This is a genomic window from Streptomyces sp. STAM6, from assembly GCF_054963715.1.
Genome location: NZ_JBUEFZ010000074.1, coordinates 1 through 4916 on the forward strand (window position 1 = coordinate 1; position 4916 = coordinate 4916).

General features: G+C 68.5%; 3 protein-coding genes and 1 pseudogene. All 4 read right to left on the reverse strand.

Features of this window, described 5'->3' with window-relative positions; translation table 11 throughout:
- Nucleotides 1-188: pseudogene (locus ACY34K_RS33620) on the reverse strand (ATP/GTP-binding protein); the annotation flags it as partial.
- The gene (locus ACY34K_RS33625; protein ID WP_462754026.1) at nucleotides 169-750 is read right to left on the reverse strand and encodes a DUF742 domain-containing protein; all 582 of its coding nucleotides are present in this window, start codon (nucleotides 748-750) and stop codon (nucleotides 169-171) included. The gene ACY34K_RS33625 and the pseudogene ACY34K_RS33620, both read right to left, overlap by 20 nt.
- 99 nt (nucleotides 751-849) lie before the next feature.
- Nucleotides 850-1263, reverse strand: a complete 414-nt coding sequence (locus ACY34K_RS33630; protein WP_030980891.1) for a roadblock/LC7 domain-containing protein — start codon at nucleotides 1261-1263, stop codon at nucleotides 850-852.
- Nucleotides 1264-1273: 10 nt separating this feature from the next.
- Complete coding sequence (locus tag ACY34K_RS33635; RefSeq protein ID WP_462754029.1) at nucleotides 1274-4564, reverse strand: sensor histidine kinase; 3291 nt, start codon at nucleotides 4562-4564, stop codon at nucleotides 1274-1276.
- Between the last annotated feature and the right edge of the window lie 352 nt (nucleotides 4565-4916).

The window sequence follows — 4916 nt, forward strand, 5'->3', positions numbered from 1 at the left end:
TCGCCGGTGTGGGTGAGGTCGTCGATCCCCGCGGACGCGGAAGTCATCACGGCCTCGGTACGCAGCGGGTTGATCTCCGAGACGGCGCCGACGAACGTGGTCTTGCCCACGCCGAATCCGCCCGCCACCACGATCTTCGCGCTGGTGGTTGAACGGGCCGCACCGCCGCTAGAGCTTGCGAAGTCCACTGAGCACCCTTTCGAGCAGTGTCACGTCTGGCTGGCCGCCGGCGGACTCGTCGCCGCCGGGCTGGTGGATGGCGACGAGTCCGGCCTCCGCCAGGTCGGCTACGAGGATCCGGGCGACGCCGAGGGGGATGGAGAGGAGTGCCGAGATCTCGGCGACCGACTTGATCTCGAAGCACAGCCGGCAGATCCGCTGGTGCTCGGGCAACTGCCCTTGCAGCCGGGACGGATCGGCCGTGGTGGACACCAGCGCCTCGATGGCGAGCTGGTACCGGGGCCGCGTCCGTCCGCCGGTCATGGCGTACGGACGGACCAGTGGATTGTGGTTGCTGTTGCCCGACGTGGGCGACGGCTCCGGCGCCCGCCGCCGCTGCTGCACCGGCTGGATGCGCGGTGCCTGCGGCTCGTACGGGCGCTCGTAGGACGGGACCTGCGGCTGCTGGTAGGGCGACTGGCCGCCCTGTCCGCTCGGTGTGGAGGGGAAGTTGAAGCGGTTCTGGGCTGGGTCACCCTGCGACTGGTGGGCACCGTCGTATGGGTGGTGTCCGCCTGGTGGTGTAGCCACGTCGTTTCCTCCTCCGACTGCCGTTCGCCGGTCCATGTCCCTGTGGAGCCGCGCCACCGCACCCTATGGTGCGGTGGCGAGAAACGCACGGTCCGTTTGCTAGTTGAGAAGAGATCCCTGGAGTTCCGCACGCAGATCCGGGGTGAGCACCGTGCCCGCCCGGTCCACCAGGAGAGCCATCTCGTAGCCGACGAGACCGATGTCGGCGTCGGGGTGGGCAAGGACGGCCAGCGAGGAGCCGTCCGAGATGGACATGATGAAGAGGAAGCCGCGCTCCATCTCCACCACGGTCTGGTTGACCGCGCCGCCTTCGAAGATCCGGGACGCCCCCGCGGTCAGCGAAGTCAGTCCGGAGGCGACGGCCGCAAGCTGGTCGGCACGGTCACGGGGAAACCCCTCGGACATCGCCAGCAGGAGTCCGTCGGCGGAGACCACCACGGTGTGGGACACCCCGGGGGTGTTGTCCACGAAGTTGGTGATCAACCAGTTCAGATTCTGCGCCGCCTGGCTCATCGGGCTCACACTAACGCTCCTGGTTGTAGGTACTACCCGGGCCGAGGCCCGATCCGTTCGTGTCCGTTCCCGCGTTGCGACCCTTCTGGACGCCGCGGCGCAGGTTGCTCAACCTGCCCCGCACGTCCTCGGGGGCGCGGGAGACCTGTGGGCCGCCCTGCGGAGTCTGCTCCGCGGTTCCCTCGATCAGGTTGGCCTTGGGAACCCGGCGCGGCAGTCCGGACGGGGTGACCCCGCCGGCCTTCGGCTCCTTGAGCTTCTCGGCCCGCTGCCAGCGCTCGTCATTGGTCGAGCGCCATCCGTCGGAGCCGTCCGCCTCGCTCTGCTGAGCCGGTCGGACCGGAGGGGCCGACCGGGTCGGCTGCGCCTGCTGCGGCTGCTGCTGCGTCTGCGGGGTCCGCTGCGGGGGCTGCCCCTGCTGCGGAACCTGCTGCTGGCTGCTGCCACGGCGCGGCAGACCCGCGTCGGTCAGCTGGTGGCCGGTGCTCGGGGTGGGACCCGGACGGTCGAAGCCTACGCGTTCCCGAGCGTTCGTGGGAGCGCCCGGCGCAGATTCCGATTCCGTTCCGTACCCGGACTCGTAGCCGCCGGCGTACGCACCCTGATCCGACCACTCGCCCTGGTGAGCCTGGGGGTCGAACTGGTTGTCGTACTGCGGCTGAGCGGGCTCCTGAGACGGAAAGGCGGATTCCGCATAGCTCGGCTCAGGGTACTCGCCGGTCGCGTACTCGTCGCGCGCCGCGTACTGGTCCTGGGCTCCGTACTGGTCCTGGCCGGCGTACGGGTCGCTCTGGTACTGCTGCTCGCCCTGGTACTGCTGCTCGGCCTGGTAGTCGCCGTACGCCGGCTGCTGCTGCTCGTACCCGCCGTCGCGGCCGTACGCGGCCGCCTGCGGGTCGTACTGCTCCTGCTGCTGGTCGTAGGACCCCTGGGCCTCGTCCGTCTCGTCACGGAAGAGCTGAGCGCCCAGCGCCGCACGGCGCTCCTCACGCATCAGGGAGCGGCCCACCGGGTCCAGGGCCTTGCCCTCACCGGGCGGCAGCTGTTCGTAGCGGGAGTCGTCGAAGCCGAGCTCGGCGGCCGTCCGCAGCGGCGCGGCCTCGAAGGCCTGCTGCTCCGGGATGATCTGCGAGACCGTGAAGTCGTCGTCGAGGCTCGGGTCGCCACCACCACCGTGGGTGATCGCGTCCGGGAGCATGACCAGCGACGTCGTACCGGCCGCCTCGCCCGAGGGGCGCAGCTGGACGCGGATGCCGTGCCGGTCGGCCAGCCGCCCGACCACGAACAGACCCATCCGCTGCGAGATCGCGGCGTCGACGGTCGGCGGGTTGGCCAGCTTGTGGTTGATGTCGGCGAAGTCCTCGGCGGTGAGGCCGATGCCCTTGTCGTGGATCTCGATCATCACACGACCGTCGGGCAGCCGGGTCGCGGTGACGCGGACCTTCGTCTGCGGGGAGGAGAAGGTGGTGGCGTTCTCCAGCAGCTCGGAGAGCAGGTGCACGAGGTCGGTCACGGCCTGGCCGTGGATCTCGGACTCCGGCACACCGGTCAGTTCGATGCGCTCGTACTGCTCCACCTCGGAGGAGGCGGCACGCAGCACGTCCACCAGCGGCACCGGCTGGTTCCAGCGGCGGCCGGGCTCCTCGCCCGCGAGGATGAGGAGGTTCTCGCCGTTGCGGCGCATACGGGTCGCCAGGTGGTCCAGCTTGAAGAGGTTCTCCAGCTGGTCCGGGTCGGCCTCGTTGTTCTCCAGGTCGGTGATCAGGGTCAGCTGGCCCTCGATCAGCGACTGGTTGCGCTGGGAGAGGTTGGTGAAGATCGCGTTGACGTTGCCACGCAGCAGGGCCTGCTCGGCGGCGAGCCGGATGGCCTCACGGTGGACCTGGTCGAAGGCGCGGGCGACCTCGCCGATCTCGTCCTGGGAGTCGATCGGGATCGGCTCGACGCGGGTGTCGACCCGGCCGGGCTCGGTGCGGGAGAGCTGGTCGACCAGCATCGGCAGACGCTGCTCGGCGATACCGAAGGCGGCGGTGCGCAGCTGGCGCATCGAGCGGCTCATCTGGCGGGCCATCATGCCGGCCAGGATGAATCCGGCGAGCAGCGCGACCACGACGATGGCGCCGTTGACGATGGCGTCGGTCTTGGCGTCGCCGGAGATCTCGGCCGCCTCGTTCACGGCCTTGTTGACCAGGTCGGTCTCGATCTCGGTGTAGCCGTCGAACTTGCCCGTCGCGGCACCCATCCAGGTGTCGGGGCCGATGGACTGGGCCTTCAGTTCCTTGATCGCGTCGGCGTCCTTGGCGGTGCCGATGGCCGCGGCCATACCGGCGAAGACCGACTTGTCCTGGCCCGTGCCCTTCGGCAGGTTGGTGATGCCCAGGGCAGCGGCCTTCTCCGCACCCTCGGCCGCCTTGCGGGCCATGACCTGCTTGAGCTTCTCGGTGTCCTCGTCGGTGCCACCGGAGACGTACTCGCCGATGGCGATCTGCTCCAGGTAGTTGTACGAGTTGAAGGCCTTGGACTGCTCGGCGAAGTCCGCCTCCTCCTTGCTCGGCCGCACCAGCAGGTGCATACCGATGGAGCGCTGCAGCGACGCGGCGGCCTTGGCGAGCTGGATGGCGTAGACCGTACGGCCGTAGCTGGTGATGTTTCCGGTGCCCAGGCCGAGCTCGTTGGAGAACTCCATCAGGAAGTGCTGGACCTTGACGTACCCGAGCTCGGTGTTCACCGGGTCCATGGTCCGGGTGTACGCGCCCTTGCGGAGCTCCTCCAGCAGCGGCTCCTCCTTGCGCAGGAGGCCGAGGCGGCGCTCGAGGCCCTCGTCGGTGGGCATGTCCTGGACGGCGGTGTCGAACTTCTCCTTGGCCGCGTCCGTGGCGGCGTACGCCTTGGTGACGTCCTCCGACTGGCGGTCCGCACCGCTCTTGGCGGTCAGCAGCGGCTGGGCGGTGAGGTCCCGCTCGTTCAGCAGCGCCTGGCTGTACTCGGAGGCGGCGCGCACGATGAGCGCCGTCTTCTCGGCGTCCTGAGCCTCGTTCCAGGTGTCGATGGCGGTCTTCACCTGGAAGCCGCCCATGACGAGCCCGACGAGGACGGGTATGAGCAGGATCGCGTTCAGACGGGTGGCCACCCGCCAGTTGCGCGGGGACAGCTTGCTGGGGCTGCCCTTACCGGCACCGGAACTGCCGGCGCCGGCCGGTGGTGTTCCGGGCGTATCGGCAGGCGACACCGCTGTGCGCGCGGGCGGGGTGAAGTTGCCCCGCGCCTGCTGCTCTGCGGCGTTATTCGTGCTTCGCCTCACTCGACCAACAACCTCTCGGCGCCGGCACCTACGTTGTGCCGTTTTTCTGTTCAGGGCCGTACTACTCGGGAGTTCGTCGAATTGCAGCACGTGAAGCGGCTGCGTTCCAAACCCCTCGATCCGGCCATATCCAGTGGTCCAGACCTAAGATAAAACGGGCATAAATAGGCGAGCCCCGTCAAAAGACGGGGCCCATGTGCGCGCAGTGGCACCATACGGATGCGTCTCGTGTCCGGCGGTCCGCAATTCTCTGTCGAAACGTTATGAACACGGAGGGGGCGCGTGTCAAAGGACACACTTCATCACAGCATGCCTACGACAACTACCGTATATCTACGTCTACTTGAGACGC

Coding starts and splice junctions, on each gene's coding strand:
- ACY34K_RS33630 (WP_030980891.1), bottom strand. CDS start 1,263: ATGAGCCAGGCGGCGCAGAATCTGAACTGGTTGATCACCAACTTCGTG.